Consider the following 13,843-nt stretch of genomic DNA (forward strand, 5'->3'; position numbering starts at 1 on the left):
CTCAGTAGGTTTCGATATGCAGGCGGCCGGCCTGCATCAGGCGGTGCTGCAGGTCGTCCGCGGGCAGGCCGTGCTCGCGGGCAATGTCGGCCATCACCTCGATCACGCTCTGCTCCATGCTGATCAGGCCGCAGATGAAGATATAGCCCTGGTCGTCGGCTAGCACGCTGGCGACCACGCCTGACTGCTCGCGCAGTACGTCCTGTACATACTGCCGCGGCTGCTCCGCGCTGCGCGACAGCGCCATGTGCGTGCGGAGCAGTGTCGAAGGCAGTGCCAGCAATTCGTCGTAGTAGGCCATCTCGCCGGGCGTGCGCCCGCCGTAGAACAATTGCAGGGGCTGCCGCGGTGTCGGGTCCATGCGCTGCTGGCGCTGGATGAAGCCGCGCATGGGGGCGATGCCGGTGCCGGTGCAGATCATCAGGACCTGCGCCTGCGGGTCCTGCGGCATGAGGAACTTGTCGCCCATCGGGCCGATGCAGCGTACTTCGGCGCCTTCTTCGAGGTCGCACAGGAAGTTTGAGGCCACGCCGTGGTAGGGCTTGCCGTCCCACTCGTCGACCAGGCGTTTCACGGTGAGCGCCATTTCCCGGCTGCCCGCGCGCTCGCCATCGCGATCGCTGGCGATCGAGTAGGCGCGCATGTGGTGCGGGTGGCCGTGGGGGTCGAGGCCCAGCGGCAGCACGCCGACGTTCTGGCCTTCCAGCCACGGGTAGGGGTTGTCTCCGAAATCCAGCACGATGTGGTGGATATCGGTTTCCGCATCCGCGCTGGTCACACGCCGGTTGCTGACGATACGCGCCGTGACCGGGTCGTGCTGGGTGTAGAGAAACGTGGTCGCGGTGCTTGCGGAGGCGGGGGCGGGATTGCCCAGGCCGGCTTCCTCCTCATCCAGCGCCATCGGCACCGCGTGGCCGTCCACCTCGAGTTCCGCCGGCAGTTCCTCCCAGGTGAACTGCTCTTCCAGGGAGTACAGCTGGCCCTCGGGCACCATGCGCCAGGACAGGATGGCGTCGGTGCTGCAACTGTGCAGGCACTCGTGCTCGCCGGTGCAGCGCTCGGGGTCGATGCCGAAGTACTGGCCGTCCTCGGACATTTGGATGGCCTCTTCCGGGCAGACGATTTCACAGCTGCCGCAGCGGGCGCAGGTGGCGGGATCGATGAGGTGTTGCTTGACGTAGCCGGCGGCGGTTTCCGCCAGGCCGGTGGACTGGGTGGCTGCTGTCATGGTGCTGTACTCGCTGTTGTTCCTGTTATGGGCTCGGCCGTGTCCGTGGTCTGGCCAGTGCTGGCGGCGCATGTTGCGTGCGACGCTACTGACGATGCCGGGCTCCCCCTCTTATAGGCCACATGGTAGAAGTATCGCCGGGCGGAAAAATTGATTTGCGTCATGGGAGCGGGGATCGACCGCAATGGCGCCGGGCGCGGCACTTCGCTAAGCTCTGGCCACAAAAATAATGAGGAGTTGTTATGGATTCACGCCACCTGGTCGACCCGGAACTCGTTGCCGGTCTGGACTTCCTGCCCACCATGGACTTCGCCTCCGGCAACCTGCCCGCACTTCGCGCGCAGTTGCAGGAGCTTTACGACCTGCAGGCGCGCGAACTGCCCGCCGGGGAAGTTCGCCAGCGCGAGGTGTTGGTGCCGGGACCAGCGGGCGCGCCGGATGTGCGCGTGCTGGTCTACGAGCCGGCCAACCGCACCGGCGATGCGCCGCTGCCCGCCTACCTGCAGATTCACGGCGGCGGCTACGTGCTGGGGACGGCCGACATGTCCGCCGGGCTGTGCGCGGCAATCGTCAATGCCCTGCACTGCGTCGTAGTGTCGGTCGACTACCGGCTGGCACCGGAAACCGCATTCCCCGGCAATATCGAGGACTGCTACGCCGCCCTGCACTGGCTGCATGCGCAGGCCGGGGAACTGGGTGTAGACCCGGCGCGCATCGGCGTCGGCGGCGAGAGCGCCGGCGGCGGACTCGCCGCGTCGCTGGCTCTGCTGGCCCGCGACCGCGGCGAAGTGCCAGTGGCACACCAGCAATTGATCTACCCGATGCTCGACGACCGCGTGCCGCGCGAGGTGCATCCCTACACCGGCGAATTCGGCTGGACCCGGGAGCACAGTGCTTTTGGCTGGCGCAGCCTGCTGGGTGGGGAGCCGGGCGGCGAGGACGTATCCCCCTATGCCGCCGCCGCCCGCGCCGATGACCTCGCCGGATTGCCGCCGGCATTCATCAGCGTGGGCTCGCTGGACCTGTTCCTGGAGGATATTCTCGAGTACACGCGGCGCCTGACCCGCGCCGGGGTCAAAGTGGAGCTGCATGTGTATCCGGGTGCCTACCACGGCTCGGATGTGGTGGCCGCGGCGCGGCTTTCGCGTAACCACATGCGCGACCAGATGGCCGCCCTCGCCGCCGGCCTGGGTTGTACGCGGGGGTAGGCTAGCTGGAGAGGGGGATCAGTCTGGCGTGGCGGGCCAGTCGATAAGGAACGCGCCACGCAGTTCCCCGGCGCTGAAGCCGGTGGCAGTGTCCTGCGGATACTGGCGGGCGATTTCGTCGCGCAATACAGGGGCGAGATTGTCGCCGTGGCAGAGCAGGCACTTGGGAGCTGTATCGATGCTCTTCATGTAGCGGGCGCTGCCGTCCTCGTGGACGGTGAAACTTTCCAGCGCAGTATTCGCTGCTGCTCCTGAGAGGTCCGCGGCGAAGCGTTCCATGGTGGCGCGGGCGTCGGCGTCCGCGGCGTTGTCCGGGTTGCGCGTGCGCAGGGCGGTGCGCGAGACATCCGCCCCGCTGCGTTCGGACAGTTCAGCAGCCACCGCCGGGGCAGCCTCTGAGCACACGCCGATCGCGGCCACCGGCCCGCCGCTGGCGATGGCCGCCTGCAGCTTCCCACCCAGCGTCTGCTGGAATTCCGCCGCCAGGGCCTGCGAGCGGGCCTCGCGCGTGTCCTCCTCGGCCAGCGCCGGTACGGCGAGGCCGAGGAACAGTGCTGCTGCCAGGGTACGCCGCATCACGGGGCCTGCTGGTGGTCGCCGGACTTCAGGCGCACGATGCCCAGGGCCTTGAGCACGTACTTCTCGTAAATCGGTTCGGTATTGCCGGTGCGCATCTTGCGCATGAAGTATTTCTCGAAGGCGATCTTGGCAAGGTGGACCCATTTGCCCTGTTTCGCCCAGGTGAGGTTGCGCGGGGGAATCTGCGGCAGAGCGACGAAGGCGACACCGTCGTCGCCGAGGTCGGCCAGGCAGATCGCGTTCCAGGTGGCCTTGTGGCTGACCGGGCGGCCGGCGATGTCGTCCTCGATGTTGTGGACGATCGCGGTGACCATGGACTCGATCATGTAACCGGTCTTCGGCGCACCCGTGGGTACCGGGGTCACCTCCACCGGGGGGATGGCCACACACACGCCGGCGGAGTAGATGTTGGGGTAGGTCGGGTTGCGCTGGTGTTCGTCGATGAGTACGAAACCGCGCGGGTTGCACAGCTCTTCCACCGCGGCGACCGCGTCCACGCCCTTGAAGGCGGGAATGAACATGTTGAACTTCGACGGCAGCTCGTGCTGGCGCAGGGGCTTGCCCTCGGCATCGTGCTCTGTGACCTTGACCATGTCCGCCTGGCACTCGTCGATCTTGGCGTTGGTGATCCACTTGATGTGGCGCTGGCGCAGCTGCGATTCGAGCATGTTCTTGGAATCGCCCACACCACCCAGGCCCATGTGGCCGACATAGGGTTCGCTGGTGACGAAGGTCATCGGCACGCGGTCGCGGATCTTGCGCTTGCGCAGGTCCGCGTCGAGGATCATGGCGAATTCATAGGCCGGGCCGAAGCAGCTTGCACCCTGTACCGCGCCAACTACTACCGGCCCCGGGTTGCGCAGGAACTCCTCGTAGGCGACGGCGGATTCCGCCGCGTGCGGCGAGGTGCACACGCTGTGGCTGTGGCCCTGGGGCCCGAGCCCGGGGATTTCCTCGAAGGCCAGTCGCGGGCCGGTGGCAATGACCAGGTAGTCGTAGTTCAGGGTCTCGCCATTGGCCAACTGCAGGCTGTTGTTTTGCGGGTCGATGCTGGAAACCGCCTCGGCGACAAAACGGATTTTCTTCTTCTCGACATGCGGGCGGATGGGGACCAGTACTTCCTCCATCTTGCGCCAGCCGACGGTCACCCACGGGTTGGAGGGGGTGAACTGGAAGTGCTCGCTGGCGTTGACCAGGGTTACCTCGTGTTGCTTGCCCAGCGTTTTCTTCAGATCATACGCTGCCGGCATACCACCGAGGCCGGCACCCAGGACGATGATGTGTGCCATGCGGAACTCCCTTATTATCTGGCGGACTATTCGTATGCACTGCACCCGGGAACCACGGCTCTCGATGTGCATTGCAAGCTTGCAGTACCGGCAGTATATTAGCAATATCTAATTTAGGGAAGTTTGATTTAAAGCATGGCTGTACACGACTCCACGGAATCCCGGGACGCCCCCCTGTCCGAAGCAATGTCGGAACACGCGCGCGAAGCCGCCAGTTTCCTCAAGGCCCTGGCCAACGCCAATCGCCTGCAGGTGCTGTGTGCGCTGAGTGAAGCGGAGTTGTCGGTCTCGGCGCTGATGCAGCGCGTACCGCTGTCCCAGTCGGCCATGTCCCAGCACCTTGCGGTGCTGCGCGCGGACGGCCTGGTCGCTACTCGGCGCGAGTCGCAGACGGTCTACTACCGCATCGCGCCTGGCCCGGCCATGGCCCTGATCGAGGTATTGCACGACCATTTCTGCGGCACGCCTGGCTGAGCCGGCTTCCTTCCCAACCGAGGGGTCAGAGCCGTGGCTCTGACCCCGGGCGCACCTCCCGGAAATCCACGACGAGTCAATGCAGCAGCGGGCAGGAAGGGGTCAGAGCCGTGGCTCTGACCCCGGGCGCACCTCCCGGAAATCCACGACGAGTCAATGCAGTAGCGGTCAGGAAGGGGTCAGAGCCGTGGCTCTGACCCCGGGCGTATTCCCCGGCATCTGACGACAAACCCAAAAAAAAGCGGCCGCTCAGGCGGCCGCAATCAGCGGGGGGTAGGAAGGTTTCTAAACCCTAGCAAGGCGCCTTCTGCGGCGGACTGACATTTCGCAATTCCCGGGCAATTTGGTCATAATCGCGTTGGATACCGCAGCTTCCGCGGCGCGGACCGCGGGCGCTCCAGGATGCAGGCACGAGTAGGAACATGAGCGAATCAAGGATTGCGACGGCAAAGGCGAACCCGGGAAAAATCGATGATTTCACCTGCAACGATTGCCCGGTGCGCGACCGCATGCTGTTCGCCGGTATCGACCTGCGCGGTACGGAAGACCTGCTGCGCCCGGTCCGCCACCTGTGGTACGAGCCCGGCGAAACCATCTACCACCAGGGCGGCGAGGCCTGTGCGCTGTACAGCGTGCGCCGCGGCGTGGTGAAACTGTCCTCCAGTTCGCCGGATGGCGACGTGCGCATCGTGCGCCTGCTAGGCCCGGGTTTCACCATCGGGCTGGAAGCCCTGGTCGAGGATGCCTACGAGCATCAGGCGTCCGCCCTGAGCATGGTCGACGTCTGCCGCATACCCGCGGACGCGGTGCAGAAACTGGCGCGCGACCAACCCCCGCTGTGCCGCCGCCTGATGCAGCAGTGGCACGACCAGTTGCAGCAGGCGGACGCCCACCTCACGGAACTCACCACCGGCGTGGTGCGCGAGCGCGTGCTTCGCCTCATTCACATCCTCGACGACTTCGGCCGCAGCGGCGATACCGAGTTTTACCTGCCCTCCAACCAGGACTGCGCGGCGCTGGTGGCCGCGCGGGTGGAGTCGGTCAGCCGCGTCATGGCCAGCCTGAAGCGCGCCGGTTACCTGGTGCGCGTGCCGAGCGGTGGTTGGCGCCTTGACCGCAGCCGCGACCCCGCCGCGAAGGAGTAGCGCCGCGACCACCGGCCCGGCGCGGCAGTCACCTGCCGCTTATGGCACCCGGGTGATATAGAGTCCGGCCAGCGCGGCCTCCTCCTCTTCTTCTGCACCGGGCACGCCCATACCTGCGCTGATCACCAGCCACCTGCCGCGAAAACCGTCGCGCTCCAGTGCCAGGCTGGTGAGTACCGAATCCTCCGGAGCCTGGGAGTCGAGCAGTGGGCCTGGGGTCCGGGTGTTGAGCAGGGTGAGCAGGGTGGGTTCACCGGGCGGCCGTGCCAGGTAGAGAGTATCCGTGGGTGACGGCTCGCCGCTGCTGGCCTTGAATGCCACGCGGTATCTCCCGCCCCTGCTGGATACCGCTGCAAACGCCGAAGAGCGCCAGCGCGGAATCTCGTCATCCTCCTCGCCGCCGGGTGCCGTGCCCGGCACCAGTCCGGAATACACCCAGTAGAGGAAATCGCTGATGTCCTCGCCAGTGCGGGCGAGACGCAGCAGTTCCCCGGTGCGGGTGTCGAGGACGAACATGCCCTGGTCCACGGGAACCTGTACGTCCTGGTAGCAGCGTTCCGCCCCGGGCTCGCACACGCTGTTGGGGTCCCCCTCACCGAGGTACTCGCCGGTGTTGTTGCAGTAGTCACGGCGGGCCTGGCTGCCGTCCGCGGGACAGTACAGCCGCAGCGTGCGCGTGGCGTCGCCCCAGGCGGCCCAGAATGCCAGGAAGCGGCCATCGTAGGACAGTCCTTCGCCAAAGCGGCCGAACCTGGTGCCGGCTGCTTCGCCGGGCACATCGTCGTCGAGGCCCACCAGGGTTTCCAGTGTGGGGGCGGGGGAGAGCGGCGCGCGGTAGATGCCACCGCACAGCGGGTCCGCCTCGTCGTCCAGGCCGACAAACACCGCATGCGGCGAGCCGCGCCGGTCGAGCGCGGCGCTGGGCGGAGCGGTGGAGCCGAAGCTGGTGCCGGGTGCGCATTCGCCGGGGTTGGGCACGGGCGTATCGGAGTTGGCGATCAGGGTGACATAGTTCGCCTCGCCACCCATCTCCGCGTTCGCCAGTTCGCGGTAGAACACCCCTGTCTTCGGCGTGCCGTCGAGGTAGTTGCCCTTGAATACGATCTTGTTGTCATCGGTGACCGCCGGGGCACCGGGGAACACGTCGAATGCAGTCGCATCCCCGCCGACACCGGGGACGGCGTAGAAGGGAAACTCGGGTACTGCGCCGAGCTTGCTTGCGCCGGTCAGGACCTCGGCGCCATTGCCCCGCCCGTCCAGCGTGACGTAGATGCCGGTGGTTCCCGCGCGGGTGTCGCTGCCATCGGGCAGGGTGTAGTTCCAGACCGGGTCGTGATTCCCGCGGGTCGCCACGGCGGCGCTGCGTATCCCGATGCGCGGTATCGACGGGAATTCGATGAACTGTGCCGGGTGCTGGTCAGGGGGCAGCGCGACATTGTTCGGGTAGGGCACCGGTTCACTTTTACTGAACAGTGGGTGAATGTCCGCGGCGCGCTCGCCCATATCGCGCAGGAAGATGCCGCTCTGGGGTTCGCCTCCCGGCGGACCGCCGCGGCTGCGGCCGCGGAACACCACCAGGCCCCGGGCGTTGACCGAAGGCTGGTTGAAACTGTTGAAGGTATTGCCGGCGCCCGGACCGGGCACGGGGTCGTTGCCGTTGGCGACTGTGGTCCAGCGCAGGCCGGTGGTTGGCGCGGGATCCTCCTGGCCTGAGGCGCTCGTCGCGTACCCGCAGGTCCAGGCCGCCAGGGTGAGTGCGACTGCGAAACTTCCGGTGCGGCGCAGGGAACTGCAGGGCGGCATGCGCGCCGCCCTGCGCGGACCGGGCATCGGCGATCTTTCCCGTGCCTGGTCCGGGTTGTCTTGTGCGCTTTTCATGGGGGATGTGTTCATGCGGGCTACTCCTTGCCTCGGTCCGGGATGTCATTATTGAAATCGTGCCCCGGCACGGTGCTGGTCGCGCAGTGCCGCGCACTCATCCTCGGTCGTCATCGAGCGCAATTTTTTGCGTTATTCGTTGCGCTCCTGTTGCTGAATTTTCTTGCGAATCAGGTCCTGTTTGGGTGTCAGGGCTTGCAGGGCGGTGCTGCCGATACCGCTGGCGATAGCCGTGACGAACAACAAGCGAGCGAACTGCTGCTCAGCTTCGCTCCTGTTATGTATAGCCAAGCAGCTTTTCTTCGTAAAGTTGGGATTCATCCCGCGCGTGCAGGTGTTTCAATAAGTCACGCGCCGGTCAGGTGCCCGCAGCCAAGCAGCGGTGTGATCCAGTAGCGGATCGGGCTGGCGGCGCTCACGGTATTCAGCCTCGCCAGCAGTGCAGCCTGGTGTTCCTCCGCGTGCATGACCTCGACGCGGCACAGCCGTCGATAGCCGGCGACCTGCTCGCGCAGGTCGTACTGGCTGTGCTCGCGGCTGTAACCGTCGATAGCCTGCAGGTTGAAACCCGAGATCTCGGGCAGCTCGATCAGCGCGTCGATGAGGTCGTCGCGGATACCCTCGGAAACGATAGCGACGAGAACTTGCATATTCACGGGTTCCTCCGTTGCAGCCACAGGTAGGCCACCGGCAGTGCGTACAGGGTGGTCAGGGTCGAGGTGAACAGGCCGCCGGTCACCACGATGGCCAGCGGGCGCTGGATCTCCGCGCCCGGGCCGCTGGCGAAGATCAGCGGCAGCAGGCCGAACATGGCGGTGGACGCGGTCATCAGGATTGGCCGCAGGCGTTTCACCGCGCCGCTGGTCACACGGCCGTGGTCTTCGGGAATCACCGAGCGCGACTGCTCGAAGTGGCTGACCATCACCACCCCGTTGAGTACCGCCACCCCGAGCAGGGCGATGAAGCCGACCGAGGCCGGCACTGACAGGTACTCACCGCTGGCGAACAGCGCGGCGATGCCGCCCATCATGGCGAAGGGCACGTTGGCGAGGATCAGCCCGGCCAGCGCCAGCGAACGGAAGGTGCCGAACAGGATCATCAAAATCAGCAGCAGTGCGGCGGGCACTACCAGCAGCAGGTTGCGCATGGCGCGCGCCTGGTTCTCGAATTCGCCGCCGAAGTCCACCGAGTAGCCGGTGGGCAGTTGCAGGTCCTGCGCGATGCGCCCCTGCAGTTCCTCGACCAGGCCGACGATGTCGCGCCCGGAAACGTTGCTGGTGACCACACCGAAGCGGTTGCCGCGCTCGCGCTCGATCAGCAGCGGTCCCTCCTTGAAGCTGATCTCGGCGATGGCGCCCAGCGGCGCCACCGCGCCGTCCGGCAGGCTGATCAGCTGTTCGCGCAGGGTGGCGATGCTGCTCGCCGGGTCCACCGGCGCGCCGCGGCTGGAGATGACCAGCGGGAAGCGCCGCTTGCCCTCGATGATCTCTGCGGCCACGGTGCCCTCCAACTGGGCGCGTACCTGGCGTCCCAGGTCGGCGACGGTCATGCCGTGGTGGGTGGCGAACTGCTGGTTGAGGCGGATGTTGAGGAAGCGGCCGCCCTCGATCACCGCGGCCTGGATGTCCACGGCGCCGCGCATGTCCTGCAGGATGGCCTGCACCTGCGCGGTGATGCCGGCCAGGGTAGCGACGTCGTTGCCGAACACCTTGATGGTCAGGTCGCCGGTGGAGCCGGTGAGCATCTCCGCGACGCGCATCTGGATCGGCTGGGTAAAGCCGAAGTTGATGCCGGGGAAGCGCTGCAGCACTTCGCGCATGCGCGCAATGAGCGCCTCCTTCGAGTCCACTTCCCACTCGTCGCGCGGCCGCAGTTCCATGAACACGTCGGTCTCGTTCAGGCCCATCGGGTCCAGGCCCAGTTCGTCGGAGCCGGTGCGGGCGACGATCTGGCGGATCTCGGGCACCTCGGCGAGCAGCGCCGCCTCGATCTGCTGGTCCAGGGCTACCGAGGCCTCCAGGGAAATGCTCGGTGACTTCTCCAGCTGCACGATGACATCGCCCTCGTCCAGGGTCGGCATGAAGGTCTTGCCGGTAACGGCGAACAGGGCGAGGCTGGCCAGCAGCGCCACCAGCAGGCCGGCGAACAGCGGCAGCGGACGCGCGAGAACGCGGCCCAGGGTGCCCAGGTAGGCCTGTTGCAGGGCGCGCACGAAGCGCGGCGTGCGGTCACTGCCGGCATCCAGCAGCAGGGAGGCGAGCACTGGCACCACAGTGAGCGCCAGGACCAGCGCGGAGAGCATGGCGAACACGATGGTCAGCGCCACAGGGGTGAACAGCTTGCCCTCGAGGCCGGTCATGGTGAGCAGCGGGGTGAACACGATGAGCACGATCAGCGTACCCGAGACCACCGGCGTGGCGACGTCCTTGGCGGCACGGTAGACCAGGTGCAGCCGCGGCAGGCCGGGCTTGTCCGCCAGCCGCGTGGCAATGTTCTCGACCACCACCACGGACGCGTCCACCAGCATACCGATGGCGATCACCAGCCCGCCCAGGCTCATCAGGTTGGCCGACAATCCGAAGCCGGACATCCACAGGAAGGTCGCCAGCGCCGCCAGCGGCAACGACAGCGACACCACCAGCGAGGCGCGCAGGTCGCCGAGGAACAGGGTCAACAGCAGGATCACCAGAACCACAGCCTCCAGCAGCGCCTCGGAGATTGTGCCCACTGCCGTGTCGATCAGCAAAGAGCGGTCGTAAAACACGTTGAGCCGGGTACCCGCGGGCAGGCTGGCCTCCAGCTCGGCGAGCTTGGCCTTGACCCCGGCGACGACCTCGGCGGTGTTGCTGTCCTTGAGCGCGATCACCAGCGCCTCGGCGGCTTCCTCGCCGTTGCGCGTCACCGCGCCGTAGCGATTGAGGTGGCCGATGCTGACCTCGGCGACGTCGCCCAGGCGGTAGTCGATGCTGTCGTGGGAGGCGACTACCAGGGCGCGGATGTCCTCCAGCGAAGTCAGCCGGCCCTCGGTGCGCACGATGAGGGTGTCGTTGCCTTCGACGATGCGCCCGGCGCCGGTGTTCAGGTTGTTCTGCTGCAGCAGGTTTTCCAGCTCGCCGGTGCCGATACCCAGCGCCGCCATCTGCCCCGCGCGCGGGGTGATCTGGAAGGTGCGGGCATAGCCGCCGAGCACGTTGACGTCGGCGACCCCGGCCACCGCGCGCAGCGCTGGCCGCACTTCCCAGTCCAGCAGTTCACGGCGCTGCATCAGCGTGAGCCCCGGGTTTTCCAGGGTGAACATGAACATCTCGCTGAGCGGTGTGCTCATCGGTGCGATACCGCCGTCGAGGTCCGCCGGCAGGCTGTCCCAGAGCCCGGCCAGGCGCTCGCTGACCTGCTGCCGCGCCCAGTAGATGTCGGTGCCGTCGGCAAAGTCGAGGGTAATGGCGGTGATCGCGTACTTGGTGGTCGAGCGCAGCATCTGCTGGTGCGGGATACCGAGCAGCTCGGTCTCGATCGGCAGGGTGACCTGCTGCTCGATCTCCTCGGGGGTCATGCCCGGCGCCTTGAGGATGATCTTCACCTGGGTCGGCGAGATATCCGGGAAGGCGTCGATGGGGATGCCGACCCAGGCGCGCGCGCCCAGCGCTACCAGTACCACGGCCAGCAGCAGGACGAATACGCGCTGGGTGAGGGAGAAACGGATGATGGCGTCGAGCACTATTCGCCTCCCAGCCCCAGCAGGATGCCCTGCACGGCGCTTACCGAACTGGCCAGGATGTCAGCGCCGGCCAGTGAGGCCTCGCTGTCCACGTAGTAACCCGTCGCCGTGGCGCCGAGGATCTCCACCGGCGCCAGTTGCAGCCGTGGCCCGGCGCGCAACAGCAGCGCCGGTTGCCCGTTCCAGTGCAGCAGGGCTTCGCGCGGGATCTCATAGCCGGCGACCGCGTAGAAGGGCCTGACCATCAGTTGCTGGCCGGGCAGCAGCGCGCAGTCCTCGGCCAGCGGCGCGCTCCAGGCGCGCAGGAAGAAGCCGTCGGCGATGCCGCTGATGCTGTCCACGGCCAGTGCGCAATCGCCGAAGCGCAGCTGGGCGAGACCCTGTCGCGCTTCGATCGGCACCGCGACGCGCAGGCGCAGGGCCTGCGCCGGCACGATCAGCGCCAGCTCGCCGCCCTCGGGGATGCCCGGTTGCGCCTGGGCGTACTGCACGCGGCCCGCGGCGGGCGCCAGCAGGCTGATACGCTCGGGGTCGTCGTCCGCCGTGCGCAGCAGTTCGGTGAAGTGGCGCAGGTGCTCGTATTCCAGACGCAGGGTGAAGTAGCTGTCGCTGATTTCCTGCCAGCGCCCCTCGTCGATAGCCTGCTGCTGGTACAGCTTGCGGTTGCGCTCGAAGCGCTTGCGGGCGTTTTCGTAGCGCTGCCCGATCACGTCCGCCTCGGTGAGCATGTGGTGAATTTCCGGGCCGGACAGCTCGGCCAGCACCTGGCCCGCGGCGACCTGCGCGCCGGGCTCGACGCGATAGGCGATCTGCTGGATGCGCGCCGGGGTCACCAGGCTGAGCGCCTCGCCGGGGCGGAAGGTCACCTCGGCGGCCAGCGGTGGGCCGCTGTAGCCGTCACCCGGGGCGACCGTGGCGTAGTCCAGGCGCAGGGCGCCGAGGTCGTCGATGGCGACATCCTGGGCCAGCGTTGGCAGCGCCCAGGCTGTCAGGGTTAACACCAGGGTCAAGAGGTAGCGTGCTTTCATAACGGGATTCCCGCGGCCTGCCGGCGCATCGCGCCGTTCTGGCCGATGAGCAGACGGTTGATGTTCACTTCGGACTGGCGCTCGAGATCCGCGATCAGGCGGCTGATCCACAGCTCCCGTCCGAGTTCGTTCTGGTCGCGCAGGGCCTGTGCCTGGGCGCGTACTTCGGCGCTGACCTCGGCGGCCTCTTCCAGCAGGGCCTGGCGCAGGTGCAGGTGCTCTGCCTCCTGTTGCAGCTGTTGCCAGCTCTGGGCGAGGTTCGCGCGCAGCTGGTCGCGCTCGCGGTCGTAGCTGCGCGCGGCCTCGCGCCAGCCGCTGCGGCTGGCCTCGTCGGCGCTGTTCAGCAGGCCCAGGGGAATCTCCACCGAGACGCCGTACTGGGTCTCGTCCAGCGCGGGCGTTTCCACCCGCTTGGCGCCCAGGCGCAGCTGCCAGGGCGCGGCGCGTTCGCTGCCCGCGGCCAGCATCGCCTGCTCCTGCTCCCAGCGCAGGTCGAGCAGCTGCAGTTCGGGGTGCGACTGCCAGCCGGCCTGGCCCGGCAAGTCCGCTTCTTCCAGGTCTGCCGGCAGTACGGTCATGCCGGTAAGTGCGCGGAAGCGACCCAGCCAGCGCTGTTCCTGTGCCCGCTGGTCCGCCGCCTCCAGGCGTGCGGTGACCAGTTCCTGGCGCATCAGCAGCAGGCCGTAGCGGGTGGTGGCGCGGGCCTCGAACAGGGCCTGCTCGCGCGCCGCCAGGTCTTCGAGCAGGGCGATGCGGCGTTCGGCCTGCTCGCGCATACCGGCGGCGATGCGCGCCGACCAGGCCGCCTCGCGCACCAGGCCAGAGTAATACAGTGCGCGCAGTGCCTGGCTGGTCTGCGCCAGGGTGTCGTCCAGCTCGCGCAGGCGGGCGTCCTGTTCGCGCAGGTAGGGGGATTTCAGCGGCAGGTTGATGCCGATCTCGGTTTCGTCGGTACCCAGGTCTTCCTGGCTTTGCAGGTAGCTGGCGTCGATCGAGGGCAGCGCCGCGAGCCAGGCGGAGGCGGTAAACGGCGCCTCCACCGGGGTGGCGGCATTGCGGGCAAGCGCCGCCTGCAGGGCGTCCTCCAGGCCGAGCTCTCCGGCGTGCGTGGCGGCCCGGGCGGCCGCCGGGAGCGCGGTGGCAACAGCGAGCGAAGCGGTAAGCGGGAGCACGGCGGCAAGCAGCAGCGCGCGCGGCAGATGGGGCATGATCGGGGTCTCCGGCTGCGGTACGCTGTGCAATGTAGGGCTGGCTGCGCCGGAAAACATCGGGCAAGTGTTCATCATGAGCCTGTGG

At 67.2% G+C, this 13,843-nt stretch carries 11 protein-coding genes; 3 read left to right on the plus strand and 8 right to left on the minus strand.

Annotated elements, in window-relative coordinates:
- Window position 1 precedes the first annotated feature (1 nt).
- Window positions 2–1,228, minus strand: coding sequence for a 4Fe-4S dicluster domain-containing protein (locus E4634_RS06475; RefSeq protein ID WP_167854794.1), 1,227 nt, complete (start codon window positions 1,226–1,228; stop codon window positions 2–4).
- A gap of 242 nt (window positions 1,229–1,470) precedes the next feature.
- Between E4634_RS06475 and E4634_RS06480 the strand changes: the two genes are divergently transcribed.
- The gene (locus E4634_RS06480) at window positions 1,471–2,436 is read left to right on the plus strand and encodes an alpha/beta hydrolase (RefSeq protein WP_135441973.1); all 966 of its coding nucleotides are present in this window, start codon (window positions 1,471–1,473) and stop codon (window positions 2,434–2,436) included.
- A gap of 18 nt (window positions 2,437–2,454) precedes the next feature.
- Here the strand turns inward: E4634_RS06480 and E4634_RS06485 are convergent, their stop codons facing one another.
- On the minus strand, window positions 2,455–3,012 hold the full coding sequence (locus E4634_RS06485; protein ID WP_135441975.1) for a c-type heme family protein: 558 nt from the start codon (window positions 3,010–3,012) through the stop codon (window positions 2,455–2,457).
- Window positions 3,012–4,304 (minus strand): NAD(P)/FAD-dependent oxidoreductase, encoded by a 1,293-nt coding sequence (locus E4634_RS06490; protein ID WP_135441977.1) that lies wholly within the window; start codon window positions 4,302–4,304, stop codon window positions 3,012–3,014. Before E4634_RS06490 ends, E4634_RS06485 begins: the two co-directional genes overlap by 1 nt.
- Before the next feature lie 135 nt (window positions 4,305–4,439).
- Between E4634_RS06490 and E4634_RS06495 the strand changes: the two genes are divergently transcribed.
- Window positions 4,440–4,778 carry an ArsR/SmtB family transcription factor gene (locus tag E4634_RS06495; protein WP_206046816.1) on the plus strand — a complete coding sequence of 113 codons (339 nt, stop codon included), beginning with the start codon at window positions 4,440–4,442 and terminating at the stop codon, window positions 4,776–4,778.
- Window positions 4,779–5,200: 422 nt separating this feature from the next.
- On the plus strand, window positions 5,201–5,923 hold the full coding sequence (locus E4634_RS06500; RefSeq protein WP_135441979.1) for a Crp/Fnr family transcriptional regulator: 723 nt from the start codon (window positions 5,201–5,203) through the stop codon (window positions 5,921–5,923).
- Window positions 5,924–5,962: 39 nt separating this feature from the next.
- On the opposite strand, the gene E4634_RS06505 is transcribed toward E4634_RS06500, so the two are convergent.
- The 5 genes from E4634_RS06505 to E4634_RS06525 form a co-directional block, all read right to left on the minus strand.
- Entirely contained in the window at window positions 5,963–7,816 is a 1,854-nt protein-coding gene (locus E4634_RS06505) for a hypothetical protein (protein WP_135441981.1), read from the minus strand.
- Window positions 7,817–8,148: 332 nt separating this feature from the next.
- On the minus strand, window positions 8,149–8,451 hold the full coding sequence (locus E4634_RS06510) for a DUF3240 family protein (RefSeq protein ID WP_135442146.1): 303 nt from the start codon (window positions 8,449–8,451) through the stop codon (window positions 8,149–8,151).
- A gap of 2 nt (window positions 8,452–8,453) precedes the next feature.
- A complete protein-coding gene (locus E4634_RS06515; RefSeq protein ID WP_135441983.1) occupies window positions 8,454–11,519 on the minus strand; it encodes an efflux RND transporter permease subunit in 3,066 nt (1,021 codons plus the stop codon).
- A complete protein-coding gene (locus tag E4634_RS06520; RefSeq protein WP_135441985.1) occupies window positions 11,519–12,547 on the minus strand; it encodes an efflux RND transporter periplasmic adaptor subunit in 1,029 nt (342 codons plus the stop codon). The genes E4634_RS06515 and E4634_RS06520 overlap by 1 nt, the downstream gene beginning before the upstream one ends.
- The gene (locus E4634_RS06525) at window positions 12,544–13,755 is read right to left on the minus strand and encodes a TolC family protein (RefSeq protein ID WP_167854795.1); all 1,212 of its coding nucleotides are present in this window, start codon (window positions 13,753–13,755) and stop codon (window positions 12,544–12,546) included. Before E4634_RS06525 ends, E4634_RS06520 begins: the two co-directional genes overlap by 4 nt.
- Window positions 13,756–13,843 lie beyond the last annotated feature (88 nt).

Origin of the sequence: Mangrovimicrobium sediminis (assembly GCF_004745945.1) — a bacterium.
Taxonomy (GTDB): Bacteria; Pseudomonadota; Gammaproteobacteria; order Pseudomonadales; family Halieaceae; genus Mangrovimicrobium; species Mangrovimicrobium sediminis.